Origin of the sequence: Caulobacter vibrioides OR37, from assembly GCF_000372645.1 — a bacterium.
GTDB classification, from domain to species: domain Bacteria; phylum Pseudomonadota; class Alphaproteobacteria; order Caulobacterales; family Caulobacteraceae; genus Caulobacter; species Caulobacter vibrioides_E.
In genome coordinates this window covers 54377-74142 of record NZ_APMP01000003.1, presented here as the reverse complement: position 1 = coordinate 74142, position 19766 = coordinate 54377, and the positions used below count along the sequence as shown (strand labels likewise).

Below are 19766 nucleotides of genomic sequence, written 5' to 3'. Positions count from 1 at the left end.
TGGCCGTTCGTCTCGGAGTTGTCCATGGACCCCGCCGTCATAGACCTATCGCGCCTCCAATTCGCGCTCACCGCTCTCTACCACTTTTTGTTCGTGCCCCTGACCCTGGGGCTCTCCTTCATGCTGGTCATCATGGAGAGCATCTATGTGATGACCAAGCGCCCGATCTGGCGAACCGTCACGCGCTTCTGGGGCGTGCTGTTCGGGATCAATTTCGCCATTGGCGTCGCCACCGGCATCACGATGGAATTCCAGTTCGGCATGAACTGGTCCTACTACTCGCACTATGTCGGCGACATCTTCGGCGCCCCGCTGGCGATCGAAGGGCTGATGGCCTTCTTCCTGGAAGCGACCTTCGTCGGCCTGATGTTCTTCGGCTGGGAAAAGCTGTCGCGCGTCGGCCACCTGGCGGTGACGTTCCTGACGGCCCTGGGCACCAACCTGTCGGCCCTGTGGATCCTGGTCGCCAACGGCTGGATGCAGAACCCGATGGGCGCGACCTTCAACCCCGACACCATGCGCATGGAGGTCTCCAGCTTCCGCGACGTGCTGTTCAACCCGGTGGCCCAGGCCAAGTTCGTCCACACCGTCAGCGCCGGCTACGTGATCGCCGCGGTGTTCGTGCTGGGGATCTCGGCGCTCTATCTGCTGCGCGGCAAGTACGTGGCGGTGGCCAAGCGGTCGATGACCGTCGCGGCCGCGTTCGGCCTGGCCTCGTCGCTGTCGGTCGTGGTGCTGGGCGACGAGAGCGGCTACGCCCTGACCGATAACCAGAAGATGAAGCTGGCGGCCCTCGAGGCCATGTGGAACACCGAGCCCGCGCCCGCCGGCCTGACCGCCTTCGGCATTCCCGACCTGAAGACGCGCACGACCCATAACGAGATCAAGATCCCCTATGTGCTGGGCCTGATCGCCACGCGCAGCGTCGACAAGCCGGTCGAGGGCATCTTCCAGCTGGTGGCCAAGGCCCAGACGCGGATCGAGTCGGGCGTCGTGGCCTATGGCGCGCTGGAGACCCTGAAGGCCAATCCCAAGGACATGGCCGCCCGCGCCACCTTCGAGACCCATCGCCGCGACCTGGGCTACGCCCTGCTGCTGAAGCGCTATGTCGCCGATCCGCGTCAGGCCTCGCCCGACCTGATCAAGAAGACGGCCTGGGACGTGGTGCCGCCGGTGCCGGTGATGTTCTGGTCCTTCCGCGTCATGGCCGGCGTCGGCTTCCTGATGATCGCCCTATTCGCCACGGCCTTCCTGCTGGTCACCCTGCGCAAGCATGACACCAAGTGGTTCCTGGTCCTGGCCGTGGCCGCCCTGCCGCTGCCGTGGCTGTCGGCCGAGCTGGGCTGGGTGCTGGCCGAGATGGGCCGCCAGCCCTGGGCGGTGGACGGCGTGCTGCCCACCTTCCTGGGGGCCTCCAGCCTCTCGGTTCCCCAGCTGCTGATCAGCATCACGGCCTTCACCCTGCTCTACGGGTCGCTGGCCGTCGTCGAGATCGGCCTGATCGTTCGCACCATCAACAAGGGGCCGTTCGCCAAGCACGACCCCGTCCCCGGCGGCTCGCTCCCCGAGCCCGAACCGGCCGTGGCCTAAAGGAGCGCATAGTCATGGAACTTCCCCTCGACTACGCCACGCTGCGCGTCATCTGGTGGGCGCTGGTCGGCGTGCTGCTGATCGGCTTCGCCCTGACCGACGGCTTCGACATGGGCGTCGGCGCCCTGCTGCCCTTCGTCGCCAAGACCGACGAGGAGCGCCGGATGGTGATCAACACCGTCGGCGCGACCTGGGAGGGCAACCAGGTGTGGTTCATCCTGGGCGGCGGCGCGATCTTCGCGGCCTGGCCGTTCGTCTACGCCGTCAGCTTCTCGGGCTTCTACCTGGCCATGTTCGTGGTGCTGGCGGCGATGATCATGCGGCCGGTCAGCTTCAAGTACCGGTCCAAGCGGCCCAATCCGCGCTGGCGGTCGTTCTGGGACTGGGGCCTGTTCGTCGGCGGCTTCGTTCCGGTGCTCTGCTACGGCGTGGCCCTGGGCAATGTGCTGCAAGGCGCGCCCTTCCGCCTGGATGGCGACCTGCGGGCCTTCTATGACGGCGCGTTCATCGCCCTGTTCTCGCCGTTCGCCCTGCTGTGCGGCCTCCTGTCGGTGGCCATGCTGGTGCTGCATGGCGCGGCCTGGATCACCATCAAGGCCGAGGAAGGCCCGGTGACCGAGCGCGCCCGCCTGTTCGGCGAGATCGCGGCCCTGGCCAGCATCGTGCTGTTCGCGGCCGGCGGCTTCTGGGTGGCGTTCGGCGGCATGGGCTTCCGGATCGACGGCCTGGCCGACGCGGCCGGACCCTCCAACCCGCTGCGGGGCGTCGCCGCCGTCCGCGCGCCCGGCGCCTGGCTCGACAACTACGGCCGCCACGCCTGGATGCTGACCGCTCCGGTGCTGGGCTTCGCCGGCGCGGCCCTGGCCCTGGCCGGCCTGCGGTTCAACAAGGCCTGGGCGGCGTTCACCGGCTCGTCGGCCTCGGCCGCCGGGATCGTCGGAACGGTGGGTCTGTCGATGTTCCCGTTCATCCTGCCCAGCTCGATCGACCCGCGCTCCAGCCTGACGGTGTGGAACGCCTCATCCAGCCACATGACCCTGTTCATCATGCTGGTCGTGACCGTGGTCTTCCTGCCGCTGATCCTGGCCTACACGGCCTTCGTCTACCGGGTGCTGTGGGGCCGCAGCACCACCGGCGCCCTGGCCACCAACCCCGATCTCTACTGATCCGAAGGAGACGACTCCAATGTGGTACTTCACCTGGATCCTGGGCCTAGGTCTGGCCGTCGCGTTCGGCGTGCTGAACGGCGTCTGGTACGAGTTCAACCTCGCCGACGACGGCGACGAGGGCCTGGACGAGGCTTGAGACTCATATTGGGCGGAACGCGACAATTCGGCGCGCTCCGCCCATCTCAGCCTTAACGCTTGTTAAAGGACGATCGGGCTCTTCTAGGGACCGACCAACGCCAGACCGCTGTTCTGGTCCGTTCATTCGACCCGGGACCTTCGCCATGACCGACAACACCGCGCCCGCTCTGGAATTGATCTCGTTCTGCATCGGCGAGCAGGAGTTCTGCATCGACGTGAAGACTGTCCGCGAGATCCGCGGCTGGACGCCCGCCACCCCGATCCCGCACGCCCCGGCCTATATGCGCGGCGTCATCAATCTGCGCGGCGCGATCATGCCGGTCATCGATCTGCGCAACCGCCTGGGCCTGGGCGTCACCATCCCCGAGACCCGCCACGTGATCGTGGTCGTCGAGTGCCAGGACCGCCTGGCCGGCATCCTGGTCGACGCCGTGTCCGAGACCTTCACCGTGCCGCGCGAAAGCCTGCAGCCGGCGCCGGACGTCGGCGTCGAGGAGCTGCGCTACATCCAGGCGATCATCTCGATGGAAAACCGCCTGATCACCTATCTGCGGATGGACGACGTGTTCCCCGCCCACATCCGCGAAGCGGCCTGATCCGAGATCGAACCGACGGCGGGCCTTGACCCGCGCGGTTGATCGCCGGTCGCGCTAAAAACAACGGCCCGGAAGCATCGCCTCCGGGCCGTTCTGTATCTCAGGCTAGAGCGTGATAGCCGAAAGTGTGAGCGTTTCGGCGGTTATCACGCTCTAAATATTTGATTTAGAGCCTTATCCGCTCGAATGATTCCATTCGAGCGGATAAGGCTCTAAGGCCAGCCCTTACAGGCCCGGAAGCTTGATGCCGGTCTTCTTTTCGCGGGTGATGACCACGCCGCCCGTGCCGACCAGCTTCTTGAGGCGGGCCTCCTCGGCGGCGGCGTCGACCTCGACCGGGGCGTTGGCGCCCGAGGCGGCGGCGGTGGCCACCGTGGTCTTGGACTGGCCCTTGCGCCAGAACATCACCTTCTGGGCGAAGCTCTCGTCCTTGTGGGCCAGGTCGCCGTTCTCGTCGTCGACCACGAAGCGGATCAGCGGATCGGCCTTTTCGGAGCCGGCGCGGGCGACCAGCAGCTTTTCGCCTTCCGAGCGGTTGGCCGCGTTGCTCTGGCCGATCAGGGCGGCGCGAGCGGCGCTTTCCGGCTGCAGCTCCTGTGGGCGCGGCTCGCCGGGCGCCGGCGGGCGCAGGGCGTAGTCCGGCGGCACGGCCAGCGGGGCCTTGCTGACCACGCGGAATTCGTCGGGGACCACCTTGCTCATGCCCAGAGCCTTCTGGGCCGAGGTGCAGCCGGACAGCGCGATAGCGGCCACGGCGGTCAGGGCGCTCACGGTCGCGACCCGATTGAAACTCATCAAACCATGCTCCAGCAGGCCGACCCCCGGCCCAAATTTCGGACGCTCTCGATACGACATCCTCGCGCGGGCGCCAATCTCCCACGCGAATGCGGCGTCATTCGGTCTGGTGGGACAGCTTGCTTTCCTCGCCCAGGAAGCTGTCGAGCAGCAGCAGCGCGACGCCGACGGAGATGCCGGAGTCGGCGACGTTGAACACCCAGGGGAAATAGAGTCGCGAGACGTCGATGAAGTCGACGACGTAGCCGTACAGCACCCGGTCGATCAGGTTGTTGCCGATCGCCCCGCCGATGATCATGCCGACGCCCAGGGCCGGCAGAAGCTTGGTCATCTTGCGGGCCCAGATGGACAGGCCGACCGCCACGACGAGCGAGAAGCCGATCAGCAGCCAGCGGCCCCAGTCCCCGTTCCGCAGCAGGCCAAAGCTCATGCCGTAATTATGGACCATGGTCAGGTGGACCGGCCCCAGTAGCGGCAGGCTGGCGCCCTGCTCGCGGCCCAAGAGGCCCAGGATCCAGAGCTTGGACGCCTGGTCCAGCACGACCGTCGCGGCGGCGACGGCGTAGGCGATCCAGCCGAGGCGGGTGATTTTCAAGCGCGTCGTCCCCCGTTCTGAAATCCTCTCCCAGAGGGAGAGGAGGGACCCGCCGCGAAGGCGGCGGGAGGTGAGGGGTTACGCCGACGGCCGGCCTATCCCCTCACCCCTGCCCCTCTCCCCATGGGAGAGGGAGATTTCCTTAGCCGTGCGTCGCGTCCCAATAGGCCACGGCGTCGGCGTCGCGAAGGCTAAGCTCCGGATAGCGCGGATCGGTTCCGACCTCCGGCAGGATGCGCCACGAGCGGGCGCACTTCTTGCCTTCGGCCTTGTTCGGATCGACCGACACGCCCTTGACGTCCTCGATGCGGAACGCGCCGGCGTCGCCCGCCACAAGGGTCGCGGCGGAGGTTCGGAACACCTCGGCGGCGTCCAGGCCCTCGAAGGCGGTCAGCAGCTCGGGATCGGCGACATGCACCACCGGCGCGGCCTCCAGGGCCGAGCCGATGCGCTTTTCGCGGCGCTCGACCTCCAAGGCGCCCATGACGACGCTGGTGACGGTCTCGACCTTGGCCCAGCGGGCGGCCTCGGCGTCGTTGCGCCAGGCGTCAACGCGCTCGGGGATGACCCGCAGCGCCACCGGACCCGCCTCGGGGAAGCGCGTCACCCAGGCCTCTTCCATCGTGAAGCTGGCCAGCGGGGCCAGCCAGATGGTCAGGCGGTTGAACACCTCGTCCAGCACCGTGCGATAGGCCCGGCGCTTCAGGGCGTCGGGGCGGTCGCAATAGAGGCTGTCGCGGCGGACGTCGAAATAGAGGGCCGACAGGTCGCCCTGGCAGAACTCGATCAGCGGCCGGATCACGTCGCTGAAGCGATAGGCCTCGTAGGCGGCCTTCACCTGGCCATCCAGCTCCCACAGGCGGTGCAGGATGTACTTCTCCAGCGGCGGGAAGTCGGCGTAGTCGGTGACGCGCTCTTCCTCGGTGAAGCCGGCCAGAGCCCCCAGCAGGTAGCGCATGGTGTTGCGCAGCTTGCGATAGGCGTCGGTCGTGGTGGCCAGGATCGTCTTGCCGATCCGCTGGTCCTCCGAATAGTCGACCATGGCCGCCCACAGGCGCAGGATCTCGGCGCCGGACTCCTTGGTGATCGCCTGCGGCTCGATCGTGTTGCCCTTGGACTTGGACATCTTCTCGCCGTTCTCGTCCATGGTGAAGCCATGGGTCAGGACGGCCTTGTACGGCGCGCGGCCGCGCGTGCCGGAGCCTTCCAGCAGCGAGGACTGGAACCAGCCGCGGTGCTGGTCGGAGCCTTCCAGATAGAGGTCGGCCGGCCAGTGGCTGTCTTCGCGGCCCTCGATCGTGAAGGCGTGGGTGCAGCCGCTATCGAACCAGACATCCAGGATGTCGGTGATCTTCTCGTACTGGGCCGGGTCGTGATGGCCCAGGAATTCGCTGTCGGGCCGCGTGAACCAGGCGTCGGCGCCGCCCTCGCGGATGGCGTCCAGGATCCGGGCGTTGACCTCGGGGTCGTTCAGCGGGTGGCCGGTCGCCTTGTCCACGTACATGGCCAGCGGCGTGCCCCAGTTGCGCTGGCGGCTGATCAGCCAGTCGGGACGGGTCTCGACCATGGCGCCGATCCGGTTGCGGCCGGCCTCGGGGTGGAAGGCGGTGTCGGCCAGCGACTGGACCGCGACCTCGCGCAGGGTCTTGCCGCCCAGCGCGTCCACGGCGTGGTCCATGCGGATGAACCACTGCGGGGTGTTGCGGAAGATCACCGGCGCCTTGGAGCGCCAGCTGTGCGGATAGCTGTGCTCGATCCGGCCGCGCGCCAAGAGGTTGCCGGCCTCCTTTAGTGCTTCGATGACCTTATTATTGGCATCGCCGAACTTGCCGACCTTCTTACCTTCGGTCTCAAGGACCTTGAGGCCGCCGAACAGCGGCACGTGATCGTAATACGCGCCGTCCGCATCGACGGTTTCGGGAATGTCCCTGTGCCCGGTCTTCAGCCAGATCAGGTAGTCATCTGTGCCATGGCCCGGTGCGGTGTGAACAAAGCCCGTACCCGCGTCGTCGGTCACGTGGTCGCCTGGGAGGAGTTCTACGACCTTGTCGTACTTGTATTTCAGATCCTTAGTGAGCTGAGCTAGCGGATGCTCGCACTCAAGCGACTGAATCCTCTCCGCAGGAAGGATTTCCAGTTCAGTCCAGCGTGCCACACGCGCGTTCTTAAAGACTTCCGGGGCAAGCTTTCTCGCCAGGATTAGGAGGTCACCCTCGCTGCTCCAGTGAACGCCGCCTTCTGTCGGCTCCAGTTCATCAATCCGATAGAGGCCGTACTCGACCTGCGGATTGAACGCGATCGCGCGGTTAGCGGGGATCGTCCAGGGAGTGGTGGTCCAGATTACGATAGATGCTCGGCCAACAAGCGAGTTGGCAGCAGCGATCTCTTGCGGAGCTGGGGCGGGACCACCACGCCCATGCTCTTCAATGATCTTTCGGGCAATCTCGGCACCGCCCAGCGTATTTTTCTGATCGCGGACGACCGGGAACTTCACCCAGATCGTCGGCGAGACGTGGTCATGGTACTCGATCTCGGCGTCGGCCAGGGCCGTGCGCTCGACCGGGCTCCACATCACCGGTTTGGAGCCGCGATAGAGCTGGCCGCTGGCCAGGAACTTGTGGAACTCGGCGACGATCGTGGCTTCCGACGAGAAGTCCATGGTGGCGTAGCGGTTCCACCAGTCGCCCAGCACGCCCAGGCGCTGGAACTCGGTCTTCTGGGCCTCGATCCACATGCCGGCATAGGCGCGGCACTCGCGGCGGAACTCCTCGGCCGGGACCTCGTCCTTGCGGCGGCCCTGGCTACGGAACTTCTCCTCGATCTTCCACTCGATCGGCAGGCCGTGGCAGTCCCAGCCCGGCACATAGTCGACGTCGTAGCCGAGGGCGAAGCGGCTGCGGACCACGAAGTCCTTCAGCGTCTTGTTCAGGGCGTGGCCGATGTGGATCGCGCCGTTGGCGTAGGGCGGGCCGTCGTGCAGCACGTAGAGCGGGGCCTTGTCGGCCTGGCGACGGCTGCGGATCGCGCCGTACAGGCCCTTGGGCGACAGGGCGGCCCAGCCCTCCAGGATCTCGGGCTCCTTCTTGGGCAGGCCCGCGCGCATCGGGAACGGGGTGTCGGGAAGGAAGACGGTTTCGCGATAGTCGCGGGCGGTCGTGGCGTCGTCGGCCATGGAAAGGTGTCCGGCTTTGAAAAGGTGTCGGAAGAGAGGGCGGGAAAACCCGGCGCGCGCTGGAAATCGTCCGGCGGCGTCACGCCGGGCGGATAATTCGCGAAATCTTCCGAACGAAACTCATGGCGTTGGGGATAGCAGAGGGTTGGCGGCAAGGCCAGAGCCTGCCCCCTCCACCGGCTTCGCCGGTCCCCCTCCCCTAAAAAGGGGGAGGAGAGATCTCTCCGCCACCCTCCTGGGGGCGGACAGACCTCGCGGCGCGAGGTCAGGTGGGGGAGAATGCTGAGTCAGAACCCCGGCGCCACGATCGCCCGCGCGGTCTGCTCGTCGCGGCGGATCTGCTCGATCATCAGCTCCAGGCTGTCGAACTTCAGTTCGGGGCGCAGGAAGGCGATCAGGTCGGTTTCGATGACCTGGCCGTAGAGGTCTTCGTCGAAATCGAACAGCCAGGTCTCCAGTCGGGTCTCGACCTCGCCGGTGGTCGGGTTGTTGCCGAGGTTGGCGACGCCGGGAACCTCGCGGCCGTCGGGCAGGCGGGTGCGGGTGGCGTAGACGCCGAGCTGGGGGACCACATAGTCCTCGACCTCGACATTGGCGGTGGGGAAGCCCAGCTGGCGGCCCAGCTGCTGGCCGCGCCGGACCACGCCCTCGATCGCGAAGGGCCGACCCAGGATATGCGCCGCCCGCTCGGGCCGACCGTCGCGCAAGGCGACGCGCACGCTGGTCGAGGAGAACTTCTCGCCGCCGTCCACGCCCACCGGCTCGGCCACCGAGACGGTGAAGCCGTACTCGTCGCCATAGGCCTTCATCAGCTCGGCGCTGCCCGAGCGGCCCCGGCCGAACGAGATGTCGAAGCCGACGGCCACGTGTTTCACGCCCAGGCCCTGGACCAGAACCTTCTCGACGAATTCGCGGTCGCCGAAGCTGGCCATCTCGAAGTCGAACGGCAGCAGATACAGAAGGTCGACGCCCAGCCCGCCCAGCGCCCGGGCCTGCTGGCCGTGGGTCATCAGCTTGAAGGTCGGTTCGGTCGGACGGAACAGGCGGCGCGGGTGCGGGTCGAAGGTGACGACGCCCAGCGGCGCGTGGGTGGCCAGCGCGGCCTTGGCGGCCTGGGCGATCACCTGCTGGTGGCCGCGATGCACGCCGTCGAAATTGCCCAGCGCCACGGCGGCGCCGCGCTCTTCGGCGGGGAGGTTCTTCCAGGCGTTGACGGTCTTGAGGGGCATCAGGCGGCCTTGCGTGGAACCATGACCACGGCCTCGCCGTCGACCACCGTCTTGCCGTTGACCGTGCAGACGGTGGAGAGGGTGACCTGGGCCTTGGTCTCGTTGATCTCGGTGATGGTGACTTGCGCGGTGACCTCGTCGCCGATCTTGACCGGGCGCTTGAACCTCAGCGCCTGCGACAGATAGATCGCGCCGGGGCCGGGCAGGGTGGTGCCCAGCACCGCGGAAATATAGCCGGCCGACAGCATCCCGTGGGCGATGCGCTGGCCAAAGCTGGTCGTGGCGGCGTAGGCGGCGTCCAGGTGCACCGGATTGGTGTCGCCGGTCACCTGCGCGAACGCGACGATATCGGCCTCGGCGACCGCGCGCGTCAGCGACGCCGACTGGCCGACGCTCAGCTCTTCCAGAAACTTGCCCTGCATCACCCTACCCCTTAGTTCGTGGCCGCGCCGATCACCAGACCAGGTCGGCGATCGCGTGGGTCGCGCCCACCGCCTCGGCGTCCAGCAGCGCGTGGACCGCGTCGGGCTCCAGTCGGCCATCCGGCCCGATCGCCATGTCGCCGTGGATGCCCTTGGCGACGAACAGGCAGGCCAGCTTCTGGTCGTGGGCGCCCTTGACGTCGGTGATGACCCCATCGCCGATGCACAGCACGCGGGCGCGATCGACGGGCCGGCCCAGCAGCTCGGCCGCCTTGGCCATGGCCAGGTCGTAGATCGCGCCATAGGGCTTGCCGGCCATCTCGACCTTGCCGCCCAGGCTCTCATAGAGGTCGGCCAGGGCGCCGGCGCAGAAGATCAGGCGGTCGCCCCGCTGAACCACCCGGTCGGGATTGGCGCAGATGAACGGCAGGCCCCGGCCGGCCGCGACCGTCAGGCGGTCGCGATAGTCCTCGGGGACCTCGGTCTCGTCTTCGTAGAGGCCCGAGCACAGGATGAAGTCGGCGTCCTCGGGACCGGCCAGGGTCAAGTCGAAGCCGGCCCACAGCGGTCCGTCGCGCTCGGGGCCGATCTTCCAGACCTTGGTTCCCCGGTGCGGCTCCAGCAGCGCCCGGGTCGCGTCGCCCGAGGTGACGAAGCCTTGCCAGGCCGAGCGCGGCACGGACAGGCCGTCCAGCTGGGCGACGACGTCGTAGGACGGGCGCGGCGAGTTCGAGATCAGCACGACCGGCCCCTGGGTCCGGCCCCATTGGGTCAGGGCCTCGCAGGCGTCCGGATAGCTTCGGACCCCGTTGTGGATCACGCCCCAGACGTCGCACAGCACCACGTCGTAGCGGTCGGAGAGGGCGGAGAGGCCGTCGGGAAAGTCCATCATGACTGGGCGGTACCGGTCGCGAGCGGGAGCGTCAACAGGCGCCCTCTAGATCAAATGAGATCGGAAAGGGTTCTAGGCGTCTGGCCGTCCCGGCGCCAGTCAGCCGCCGCGCGCCGGCTTTCGGAGATCGTTGTTCCGTGATTATTCTCCGCGTGAAGAGGGGGAGGGGCTGATGACGATTCTGATCCTGGGGCTGGTCGTGTTCCTGGGCGTCCACTCGGCGCGGATCCTGGCCGGGCCGTTCCGCGACGCCCAGGCCGCCGCCAATCCGAAGCGGTGGAAGGGGCTCTATTCGCTGGCCTCGGGGCTGGGCTTCGTCCTGATCATCGTGGGCTGGATCCAGTTCCGCCCGGCCGCGCCGCCACTTTACGATCCGCCCGCCTGGGGGCGTCACGCGACCATGGCCCTGGTCTGGATCGCCTTCGTGCTGCTGGCCGGCGCGAACGGACCGGTCGGCCGGATCAAGGCGACGGTGCGCCATCCGATGCTGCTGGGCGTCATCCTCTGGTCGACCGGCCACCTGCTTGCCAATGGCGACCAGGCCTCGACCCTGCTCTTCGGATCGTTCCTGGTCTGGGCCGTGATCGACCTGTTCGCGGCCGTGAACCGCAAGGAGCCCGCTCCGGTGGCGACGAAGCCGATCGCGGACCTGATCGCGCTGGCGGCGGGGACGGGGCTCTATCTGGTGTTCGTGTTCTTCCTGCATCGCCTGCTGTTCGGCGTGTCGCCGCTGGGGTGAGTCGGGAGCGCCGCGACTCTTCCTCCTCCCCCGCCTGGGGGAGGTGTCTCGCCCGCGAAGCGCGGCGAGACGGAGGGGGTTTGTGCGGCGTAAGTCAGCGCTGGACCCCCTCCACCGGCGTTCGCCGGTCCCCCTCCCCCAGCAGGGGGAGGAAGAATAACGGCGTCGGCTGACTACGTCGCGTCGTGAAAGATCACGCCCAGCGTTCTTCGCCGTCCGCCGCGCACTTCGCTGACCCCGTGCCGCAAGATGCGCCGATGGACGCCGCGCGCGCCCCGCGCCGGGCGCTCGCGCACCGCGAAGATCACGCCTTCGCCCTGTCTCAGCGGGACGACCGCCGGCGCCGACTGCTGCCTTGGCCGCTGCTCGACGATCACGAACTCGCCGCCGTCGAAGTCGCGGCCCGGCTCGTCCAGCAGGAACGCCGCCTGCAGCGGAAAGACATGCTCGCCGTAGAGGTCCTGGTGCAGGCAGTTGTAGTCGCCCGGGCCGTAGGTCAGCAGCAGGGGCGTGGGCCGCGCCTGGCCGGCTTCGCGGCAGCGGGCCAGCATCGCGTCCAGGGTCTCGGGGAAGCGGCGCGTCTCGCCCAGCTGTTCGGCCCAGCGATTGGCGATCGCCGACAGCGGCCCGTACAGCCCCTGCCGCAGCCGCTGGACGACCTCCGGCAGGGGATAGCTGAAATACTTGTACTCGCCGCGCCCGAAGCCGTGGCGGGCCATGACCACCCGGCTCCGAAAGCCCTCGTCGCGCGGATAGAGGTCCGCGATGGCGGCGCAGGTCTCGGGCCTCAGCAGCGGGCCGGTCAGGGCCCAGCCGCGCTCGTCCAGCTCGGCGGCGATGCGGATCCAGTCCAATCTGGCTTGGGCGAGGCTCACGCCGCTTCCCGCGCCAGGAGGGCCCGCTTGCGTTCGACGCCCCAGCGATAGCCGGAGAGGCTCCCATCGGCGCGGACGACACGGTGGCACGGCGTGATCACCGCCAGCGGATTGGCCCCGCAGGCCTGGGCCACCGCCCGGAAGGCGCCGGGACGGCCGACGGCCTTGGCGATGTCGGCGTAGGAGGCCGTCCGGCCGGCTGGGATCTGGCGCAGGGCGGCCCAGACGGCCTGCTGCAGTTCGGTGCCACGGGTGTCGAGCGGCAGGGCCAGGCGGCGGTCGGGATGGTCGATCAGGTCGGCCACGGCCGTCAGCTCGGCGGTCAGGCCCTCCGCGTCCAGGACGATGCGGGCGCGCTTGAAACGCGCTTCCAGGTCGGCCCGCAGCGCCTCGACGTCGTCGCCCAGGATCACCAGGCGCAGGCCGGCCTCCGAGCGGGCGACGAGGGCCAGGCCCAGGCTGGTCCCGGTCACCGCCCAGCGCAGGGTCTCGCGGTCGACATCGGGCTGGCAGCGCAGGCAGGCGCGCAGGCCGGCGGCGCGGGCGGCCTCGCGGGTGGCGTGGAAGTCGACGTTCTTGCGCAGCGGACGGCCGCCGCAGCTGGCGACGCAATAGACGCCCGTGGTGCGCACGCCGATGTAGAAGGCGCCCTCGGCGGCGCGGTCCTTGGCGCGCAGGGCGGCCCAGCGGGCGTCGTCGTTCGGATAGGTCGGAGCGGTCATGGGGATTGATCTCCTTTCGTAGGGAGACGATGCGCCAGGCTTCGGACCGGGTCATTCCGATGCTTGCGGTCCGACGCCGGAAACTGTCAGCAGGCTGCGTTGGTAGAAGCCGCGCCACCGCCGCTTCCACTTTCCCGTCATCCCGCGCAAGAAGCGCGGGATGACGGATGAGGAGGCGTGACCCCCAAAAACGAGAGGGCCGCCGCGATCGCCGCGACGGCCCTCTTGCTTGCTTGTCCGTGGGCCTTACCAGCCCACGGCCCGGCGGCGCAGCGCGCCGCGAATGAAGTCCTGCGGCGGCTCGGCCTCGGCCAGGACGGCGTCGCGGATGGCGCGCGGTTCGCCGAACAGGTGGCCCTGCCCGTAGCCGATATCGAGATCCAGGATCTCGGCGATCTGCTTCTCGGCCTCGACCTTCTCGACGATGACCTCGATGCCGTAGCGACGGGTCAGGGCGGCGAAGTCGCTGGCGTTCAGGTCGGGCAGCGAGGTGATGACCAGCTTACCATCCTGCTCTTCCAGCTGGTCCAGCATCATCTGGGCCCCGACCTTCAGATATTTCACGTCCGCGCGCGCCAGGTCCTGGAAGTCGAGATCCAGGTCGTTGACCTTGTCCAGGCTGAAGCTGAAGCCCAGGCTGGCCAGACGGGCCATGTGGCGGGCCTCGACCGGACCCCGGCGCTCGAACGCCGCCTGGCCCAGCTCGAAGATCACCGCCCCGGCCAGGTCCTTGTTGCCCTGCATGAACTCCAGGAACTGCGGGAAGAACGTCTCGTCGCCCAGGCTGGCCAGCGAGATGTTGCAGAAGATCCCGACCTTGCGGTCCTGCTTGGCCAGCCGCCGCACGATCTGCACGCAGCGGAACAGCAGGAGGTTGTCGATGGCCGTCATCAGGCCTTCCGGCTCGGCCACGGCCAGATATTCGGCGGGCATCATCACGCGGCCGGCCTCGTCGCGCAGCCGCGAGAAGCTCTCGTAGAAGACCGTGCGGCGCTGGGGCAGGCTGACGATCGGCTGCAGGTAGAGGTCGACGCGGTTCTCGGCCAGGGCGTCCTGCACCACCTGCAGCATGTGGCTGGCGTGCGGCGCGCGCTCGCGGCCCAGGCTGGTGTGGCGGGCCGAGGCGGCGGCCACCTGATGGCTCAACTGATGCTCCAGCCGGTCGTTCATCTGCTGGATCAGGTCTTCCAGCTGGTGGACCTCGGTCGACAGGGCCTCGGAGCGACGCTGGGCGTCCTGGGCGACCGACTCCACCAGGTCGGTGACGCGCGCGTCGACCTTCTCGATCTGGTCCAGCAGGATGGCGTGGGCCTCGCGCACGGTCTCGATCTCCAGGCGCAGGGCGCCGCCCATGAAGGTCTGCGAGATCAGGCCGTGAAAGGCGAAGCAGAGCCCCAGCGCGCCGATGAACGCCGAAAGACCGACAGCCGGCGTCGCCCCCGTCCTCCACAGGAGGAGCGCGACGATCAAGGCCAGGCTGAGATACCCGCCCGTCCAGAGCGCGAACGTCAGTTTACGCATGTTTCGCCTACACGAATCGATACGGACAATCAGACCGGTCCGCGCGGCGGGAGTCGAATAGATTAACGCGCCTGCGCCATTCCGTCTCAAGACCCTGAATGGATTCAAACATATCCTACTTCAGTAGGATCCCTGAATCGACATTGGCGGCTTCGACTGATAATCGTTCGCAATCCGATCGGAGCCATTATGTCCGAAGCGTTCGCTTTGTCCCCTGATTTCAACTCGGCCGAGAGCCGCGCGGAGGTCCCGCGCTCGTTGGGCCTGGCCCGGCGCGGCGATCGCGGGGTGATCGTGAAAGTTACCGGCGTGTCCGGCGCGGCCGAGGCGATCGACGCCCAGGAACTGGAGCGCCGCCTGCTGGAGATGGGCTTCGTCGAGGGCGCGCGGATCGAGGTGCTGCACGAGGGCCTGTTCGGCCGTGACCCGATCGCCGTGCGCGTCGACGACACCCGCGTGGCGCTGCGCCGCCGCGAAGCCGGCGCGGTCGCCGTGAAGTTCGACGGACGCTAAGACCTTGGCTCTCGACACGCCTGTTCGCCAGGATCCTGGTCTTGCTTCCTCCGATCCCAAGGCTTCGGACGCCGCTCCGGCCCGCATCGCCCTGGTCGGCAATCCCAACTCCGGCAAGACCGCCCTGTTCAACGCCCTGACCGGCAGCCGCCAGAAGGTGGCCAACTATGCCGGCGTCACGGTCGAGCGGAAGGAAGGCGTGCTGACCACGCCCGCTGGCCGCCAGATGCGCGTGCTCGACCTGCCGGGCACCTATTCTCTGCGCGCCCGCAGCCCCGACGAGGTCGTCACCCGCGACGCGGTGCTGGGGAGGCTGGCCGGCGAGGCCGCGCCCGAGGCCCTGATCTGCGTCGCCGACGCCACCAACCTGCGGCTGGTCCTGCGCCTGGTGCTGGAGCTGAAGCGGGTGGGGCGGCCGTTCGTCCTGGCCCTCAACATGTACGACATCGCCCAGCGCCAGGGCCTGCGCATCGATCTGGAGCGGCTGTCCCGCGAGATCGGCGCGCCGATCGTCACCACCGTGGCGACCCGCAAGCGCGGCCTGTCCGAGCTACTGGAACAGGTCGAGCGCCTGGTCGTCCCGCGCGGCGACGCCGTCGACAGCGTCTGGCGCGAGCCCAGCGCGGCCGAGATCCGCGCGGCCCACGCCGAGGCCCAGCGCATCTTCAAGGCCTGCGTGAAGCCGCCCGAGCGGCCCGACACCATGACCGGCAAGGTCGACGGGGTTCTGCTGCACCCGGTCGCGGGCCTGGCCATCCTGCTGACCCTGCTGTTCGTGATGTTCCAGGCGGTGTTCACCTGGGCCAAGATCCCGGCCGACGCCATGGACCACCTGTTCGGCGCCTTCGGAGCCTGGACCGCCGCCCACCTGCCCCCCGGGCTTCTGGCCAGCTTCGTCTCGGACGGCCTGATCGCCGGGGTCGGCAGCGTGCTCGTCTTCCTGCCGCAGATCCTGATCCTGTTCTTCTTCATCCTGATGCTGGAGGACAGCGGCTACATGGCCCGCGCGGCCTTCCTGATGGACAAGATCATGGGCGGGGCGGGCCTGCACGGCCGGGCGTTCATCCCGCTGCTGTCCAGCTTCGCCTGCGCCATTCCCGGCATCATGTCGACGCGGGTGATCGACAACCGCCACGACCGGCTGACCACCATCCTGGTCGCGCCGCTGATGACCTGCTCGGCGCGGATCCCGGTCTATGGCCTGATCATCAGCGCCTTCATCCCGCCGCGCACGGTCTATGGCGTCCTGTCGCTGCAGGGTCTGGTGATGTTCGGCCTCTACGCCGCCGGCATCGTCAGCGCCCTGCTGGTCTCGTTCGTGATCCGACGGGTCTTCTGGCGGGGGGCGGTCGAGCCCTTCATGATGGAGCTGCCGACCTATCGCTGGCCCGAGCCGCGCAATCTGCTGATGAACCTCTGGACCCGCGCCCGGATCTTCCTGGAGCGCGCCGGTCGGATCATCCTGCCGCTGATGGTGCTGGTCTGGGTGCTGTCGACCTTCCCCTATCCGCCGCCCGGCGCGACGGGACCGGCCATCGACTACAGCATCGCCGGCCGCATCGGCCATCTGGTCGAGCCGCTGATGCGGCCTATCGGCTTCAACTGGCAGATGACGGTGGCCCTGGTGCCGGGCTTCGCGGCGCGCGAGGTGGCGGTGGCGACCCTCGGCACGGTCTACGCGGTGGGCGGCGACGCCGACTCCCACGCCGCGCTCAGCACCCTGTTGCAACACCAGTGGTCGCTGGCCACGGCCCTGTCGTTCCTGGCCTGGTACGTCTTCGCCCCGCAGTGCGCGGCGACCCTGGGCGTGGTCAAGCGCGAGACCAACGGCTGGCTGTGGCCGTCGGTGATGTTCGCCTACATGCTGACGCTGGCCTACATCGCCTCGTTCGTCACCTACCACGTGGCCGTGGCGCTGGGGGCGGGGTAGGGGCTAACGCCAGGATTGTTCTTCTTATGTTCCGTGCTATGCTGGGGGCATGACGATCCTGGTCGATATCTCCGAGTTGGCCGATCTTAAGGCCCTGGTCGCCTGCATCGATGCTGGCGAGGACATCGTGCTGACGCGCGATGGGCGGACGGTCGCGACGATCAACATCGCCAAGCCGGACGCGCATACACGCATACGGCGCGTGCCAGGACTCTTCGCCCACCTTGGGCCAATGGAAGATCCGGACCTATTCCTTCGGCCCGATCCAGAGCTTTGGGAACTGGCGGAGTCTCACGACGAGGATGAATTCTACCGTCCTCAGACGCCGAAGACGTGAGCTTCCTGCTCGATACGCACGCGCTGATTTGGTGGCTGGCGGCTCCGATGCGCCTATCCAGGTTGGCGCTCGCCTGCATCGAGGGCGAAGACGCTCAGGTCTTCGTCAGTGTCGCCAGCCTCTACGAGATCGAATACAAACGTGATCGCGACCAGTTTCTCTACAGGCTGCCGAAGGACCTGTTGCGCCTCGTGCCGATGCTGGGCTTCGAATGGCTGAGCCTCGAGCCCGACGACGCGCCTGATGCGGCGCGCCTGGCTTCAGGGCATCGCGATCCTTGGGATCGCATCATCGCGGCGCAGGCCGAGCGCCGAAGGCTGGGGCTCATTACAGCCGATGTGGCGCTGAGCCGCGCTTGCGTCGACTGGCGGGTCAAGACCGTCTGGTGACCAGACAGGCCCTACCGCGTCGGGACCGGCGTCTCGCCGCGATAGTCGTAGAAGCCGCGGCCGGTCTTCTTGCCCAGCCAGCCGGCCTCGACATACTTCACCAGCAGCGGGCAGGGGCGGTACTTGCTGTCGGCCAGACCCTCGTGCAGCACGTTCATGATGCTCAGCACGGTGTCGAGGCCGATGAAGTCGCCCAGCTCCAGCGGGCCCATCGGATGGTTGGCGCCCAGCTTCATCGCCGTGTCGATGGCGTCGACCGTGCCGACCCCTTCGTACAGCGTGTAGATCGCCTCGTTGATCATCGGCACCAGCACGCGGTTGACGATGAAGGCGGGGAAGTCCTCGGCGTTGCTGGTGATCTTGCCCAGCGACTTGGCGAAGGCCACGGCCGTCTCGTAGGTCGGGACGTCGGTGGCGATGCCGCGGATGATCTCGACCAGCTTCATCAGCGGGACGGGGTTCATGAAGTGCAGGCCGATGAAGCGCTCGGGGCGGTCGGTGGCCGAGGCCAGGCGCGTGATCGAGATCGACGAGGTGTTCGAGGCCAGCAGCGTGCCGTCCTTCAGGTGAGGCTGCAGGCTGCGGAAGATCGACTTCTTGATCTCCTCGTTCTCGGTGGCCGCCTCGATCGCCAGGTCGGCGGCGCCGACGGCTTCCAGGCCCTCGGCCGGCTGGATGCGGGCCAGCGCGGCCTTCATGGCGGCGTCATCGATGATTCCGCGGCCCACCTGGCGCGCCATGTTCTTCTCGATGACGGCGATGCCCGCCTCGATGCGCTCGCGCGACACGTCGTGGAGACGCACGTCATAGCCGCCCAGGGCGACGACATGCGCGATGCCCGACCCCATCTGGCCAGCGCCGATCACGCCGACCGTCTTGATTTCACTCATGAACGCCAAGCCTTCGCTTGAAATCGCGCCGGGCCTTCGCGCCCACGCCTCGGTATGTGTCGACTTTTCTAGCACGAGAAACAGGGCTCTCGTCTAGGATTTGCTGCAATGCAACGCGAAGCGCGGCCGCAACCCCTTGCGGGGCTTGGATCTCGGCCTCTCCGTCAGGCTTGCGGCGGATAGACGCGGACGACGCCGTTGGGATCCTCGACCCCGGTTTCCGTCAGATAGTCTGGGCCGACCGGAACCTTGCCGTGGCCGCCGGGGATATCCAGCACATAGGTCGGCTGGGCCAGGCCCGACAGGGTTCCGCGCAGGGCTTTCATGATCGCCTGGCCCTCGGCCAGGGTGGTGCGCAGATGGGCGGTGCCGGGCGCGTGGTCGCCATGATGCAGGTAATAGGGGCGGATACGCGTCTCGACGAAGGCCCGCATCAGCGCGGCCAGCGTCGTCGGGTCGTCATTGACCCCCCGCAGCAGGACGGTCTGGCTCAGCATCGGAACCCCGGCGTCGATGATCCGGGCGCAGGCGGCGCGGGCGGCCGGCGTCAGTTCGCGGGCGTGATTGGCGTGCAGGGCGACATAGACCGCCTTGGTCGAGCGCTTGAGGGCGGCGACCAGCGCCTCGGTCACCGCGTCGGGATCCACGGCGGGGACGCGGGTATGGAAGCGGACGATCTTGACGTGGTCGATCGCCTCCAGCCGGTCCATCAGTTCGGCCAGGCGGCGCGGCGACAGCACGAACGGATCGCCGCCGGTGACGATGACCTCCCAGATCTCCGGCCGGCCGGCGATATAGGCGAAGGCCGCGTCCAGCTGGGCGGGGGTCAGGTTGGCCAGGCCCTCGGGCCCGACCATCTCGCGCCGGAAGCAGAACCGGCAATAGACCGCGCAGGTGTGGGTGGGCTTGAGCAGCACCCGATCGGGGTAGCGATGGACGATTCCATCCACAGGGCTGTGGATATTGTCGCCGATCGGGTCGCCGTCCTCGCCGGGACCGACGACCAGCTCCTCGGGCGCGGGGATGAACTGGCGGGCGATCGGATCGTCGTCGTCCGCGCCGTCGATCAGCGTCGCCATCGCCGGCGTGATCGCCACCGCGTAGCGGGCGGCCACCGCCTCCAGCGCCGGCAGGCGCTCGGGCGGCACGAGTCCGGCCTGGGCCAGGGACCGCGCGTCACGGAGGGTCTTGGAGGTCATGAGGCGGCGGGATATGCGGGATTTCCGGCCTGGACGCAAATTCCAGCGCCTGG

Annotated in this window: 21 protein-coding genes; 9 read left to right on the top strand and 12 right to left on the bottom strand. The window is 67.9% G+C overall.

Annotated elements, in window-relative coordinates; translation table 11 throughout:
* Positions 1-24: 24 nt before the first annotated feature.
* From OR37_RS04270 to OR37_RS04255, 4 genes are all read left to right on the top strand, one after another.
* Positions 25-1590 (top strand): cytochrome ubiquinol oxidase subunit I, encoded by a 1566-nt coding sequence (locus tag OR37_RS04270; RefSeq protein ID WP_004616219.1) that lies wholly within the window; start codon positions 25-27, stop codon positions 1588-1590.
* 14 nt (positions 1591-1604) lie between these two features.
* Positions 1605-2756, top strand: a complete 1152-nt coding sequence (gene cydB / locus OR37_RS04265; protein WP_004616217.1) for a cytochrome d ubiquinol oxidase subunit II — start codon at positions 1605-1607, stop codon at positions 2754-2756.
* A gap of 19 nt (positions 2757-2775) precedes the next feature.
* Entirely contained in the window at positions 2776-2895 is a 120-nt protein-coding gene (gene cydX, locus OR37_RS04260) for a cytochrome bd-I oxidase subunit CydX (RefSeq protein WP_004616215.1), read from the top strand.
* 145 nt (positions 2896-3040) lie between these two features.
* Complete coding sequence (locus OR37_RS04255; RefSeq protein WP_004616214.1) at positions 3041-3493, top strand: chemotaxis protein CheW; 453 nt, start codon at positions 3041-3043, stop codon at positions 3491-3493.
* Positions 3494-3718: 225 nt separating this feature from the next.
* Here OR37_RS04255 and OR37_RS04250 read toward each other — a convergent pair whose 3' ends face one another.
* The 7 genes from OR37_RS04250 to OR37_RS04225 form a co-directional block, all read right to left on the bottom strand.
* On the bottom strand, positions 3719-4288 hold the full coding sequence (locus OR37_RS04250; protein WP_004616211.1) for a DUF3035 domain-containing protein: 570 nt from the start codon (positions 4286-4288) through the stop codon (positions 3719-3721).
* Positions 4289-4385: 97 nt separating this feature from the next.
* Positions 4386-4883 (bottom strand): signal peptidase II, encoded by a 498-nt coding sequence (gene lspA, locus OR37_RS04245; protein ID WP_004616210.1) that lies wholly within the window; start codon positions 4881-4883, stop codon positions 4386-4388.
* Between the two features lie 142 nt (positions 4884-5025).
* Positions 5026-8055 carry an isoleucine--tRNA ligase gene (ileS, locus tag OR37_RS04240; protein ID WP_004616208.1) on the bottom strand — a complete coding sequence of 1010 codons (3030 nt, stop codon included), beginning with the start codon at positions 8053-8055 and terminating at the stop codon, positions 5026-5028.
* Positions 8056-8134: 79 nt separating this feature from the next.
* Positions 8135-8179 (bottom strand): hypothetical protein, encoded by a 45-nt coding sequence (locus OR37_RS21955; RefSeq protein ID WP_175582077.1) that lies wholly within the window; start codon positions 8177-8179, stop codon positions 8135-8137.
* A gap of 163 nt (positions 8180-8342) precedes the next feature.
* On the bottom strand, positions 8343-9284 hold the full coding sequence (locus OR37_RS04235; protein WP_004616207.1) for a bifunctional riboflavin kinase/FAD synthetase: 942 nt from the start codon (positions 9282-9284) through the stop codon (positions 8343-8345).
* Positions 9284-9709: a MaoC family dehydratase gene (locus tag OR37_RS04230; RefSeq protein WP_165570569.1), complete on the bottom strand. Its 426-nt coding sequence runs from the start codon at positions 9707-9709 to the stop codon at positions 9284-9286. Before OR37_RS04230 ends, OR37_RS04235 begins: the two co-directional genes overlap by 1 nt.
* A gap of 28 nt (positions 9710-9737) precedes the next feature.
* Positions 9738-10598: a TIGR01459 family HAD-type hydrolase gene (locus OR37_RS04225; RefSeq protein ID WP_004616203.1), complete on the bottom strand. Its 861-nt coding sequence runs from the start codon at positions 10596-10598 to the stop codon at positions 9738-9740.
* Between the two features lie 172 nt (positions 10599-10770).
* Here OR37_RS04225 and OR37_RS04220 point away from each other — a divergent pair, with 172 nt between their 5' ends.
* Entirely contained in the window at positions 10771-11337 is a 567-nt protein-coding gene (locus OR37_RS04220) for an NnrU family protein (protein ID WP_004616200.1), read from the top strand.
* A gap of 173 nt (positions 11338-11510) precedes the next feature.
* Here the strand turns inward: OR37_RS04220 and OR37_RS04215 are convergent, their stop codons facing one another.
* From OR37_RS04215 to tipF, 3 genes are all read right to left on the bottom strand, one after another.
* Positions 11511-12212 carry a 2OG-Fe(II) oxygenase gene (locus OR37_RS04215; RefSeq protein WP_004616197.1) on the bottom strand — a complete coding sequence of 234 codons (702 nt, stop codon included), beginning with the start codon at positions 12210-12212 and terminating at the stop codon, positions 11511-11513.
* Complete coding sequence (locus OR37_RS04210) at positions 12209-12934, bottom strand: methylated-DNA--[protein]-cysteine S-methyltransferase (RefSeq protein ID WP_004616195.1); 726 nt, start codon at positions 12932-12934, stop codon at positions 12209-12211. Before OR37_RS04210 ends, OR37_RS04215 begins: the two co-directional genes overlap by 4 nt.
* A 246-nt stretch (positions 12935-13180) precedes the next feature.
* The gene (gene tipF / locus OR37_RS04205) at positions 13181-14455 is read right to left on the bottom strand and encodes a flagella assembly cyclic-di-GMP phosphodiesterase TipF (RefSeq protein WP_004616193.1); all 1275 of its coding nucleotides are present in this window, start codon (positions 14453-14455) and stop codon (positions 13181-13183) included.
* A gap of 189 nt (positions 14456-14644) precedes the next feature.
* On the opposite strand from tipF, the gene OR37_RS04200 reads away from it, so the two are divergent.
* The 4 genes from OR37_RS04200 to OR37_RS04185 all read left to right on the top strand — a co-directional run bounded on the left by OR37_RS04200 (position 14645) and on the right by OR37_RS04185 (position 17624).
* Positions 14645-14968 carry a FeoA family protein gene (locus tag OR37_RS04200; protein WP_004616192.1) on the top strand — a complete coding sequence of 108 codons (324 nt, stop codon included), beginning with the start codon at positions 14645-14647 and terminating at the stop codon, positions 14966-14968.
* Between the two features lie 85 nt (positions 14969-15053).
* A complete protein-coding gene (feoB, locus tag OR37_RS04195) occupies positions 15054-16898 on the top strand; it encodes a ferrous iron transport protein B (RefSeq protein ID WP_054508507.1) in 1845 nt (614 codons plus the stop codon).
* Positions 16899-16947: 49 nt separating this feature from the next.
* Positions 16948-17235 carry a hypothetical protein gene (locus tag OR37_RS04190; protein WP_004616188.1) on the top strand — a complete coding sequence of 96 codons (288 nt, stop codon included), beginning with the start codon at positions 16948-16950 and terminating at the stop codon, positions 17233-17235.
* The gene (locus tag OR37_RS04185; protein WP_004616186.1) at positions 17232-17624 is read left to right on the top strand and encodes a type II toxin-antitoxin system VapC family toxin; all 393 of its coding nucleotides are present in this window, start codon (positions 17232-17234) and stop codon (positions 17622-17624) included. Before OR37_RS04190 ends, OR37_RS04185 begins: the two co-directional genes overlap by 4 nt.
* Positions 17625-17635: 11 nt before the next feature.
* Here OR37_RS04185 and OR37_RS04180 read toward each other — a convergent pair whose 3' ends face one another.
* Both OR37_RS04180 and OR37_RS04175 read right to left on the bottom strand, forming a co-directional pair.
* On the bottom strand, positions 17636-18514 hold the full coding sequence (locus tag OR37_RS04180) for a 3-hydroxybutyryl-CoA dehydrogenase (protein WP_004616184.1): 879 nt from the start codon (positions 18512-18514) through the stop codon (positions 17636-17638).
* Between the two features lie 164 nt (positions 18515-18678).
* Positions 18679-19713 carry a lysine-2,3-aminomutase-like protein gene (locus OR37_RS04175; protein ID WP_004616181.1) on the bottom strand — a complete coding sequence of 345 codons (1035 nt, stop codon included), beginning with the start codon at positions 19711-19713 and terminating at the stop codon, positions 18679-18681.
* Positions 19714-19766: the final 53 nt, after the last annotated feature.